The organism is Pantoea sp. GbtcB22 (assembly GCF_019091025.1).
Lineage (GTDB): Bacteria > Pseudomonadota > Gammaproteobacteria > Enterobacterales > Enterobacteriaceae > Pantoea > Pantoea leporis.
In genome coordinates this window covers 1-255 of the sequence record NZ_JAGXKB010000426.1, presented here as the reverse complement: position 1 = coordinate 255, position 255 = coordinate 1, and the positions used below count along the sequence as shown (strand labels likewise).

The window sequence follows — 255 nt, the reverse complement described above, 5'->3', positions numbered from 1 at the left end:
GGATGTTGTTTTTCGCTTCCATCATCGCGAAGTGCAGGCTGGTACGCAGGCTACGAATCGCTTCGTTTGACAGATCAGTTGGATTGCCCAGCGCCAGCAGCGTTTCGTGGGGATCGGTTTTCACCTTGTTGCCACGCCGCGCCAGTGCTTCGGTATCTTTCTTACGTTGCCATTCTGACCGCGGTACGCTGGCATAGACGTTCATGCCCAGCTCTTCCAGTTGCTCTGGATTTTCGATGCCGTGATGCAGCAGCG

At 55.3% G+C, this 255-nt stretch carries 1 pseudogene; it reads right to left on the bottom strand.

The features are described 5' to 3' along the window. Positions 1-255, bottom strand: a pseudogene (locus KVT28_RS25670) (tyrosine-protein kinase); the annotation flags it as partial.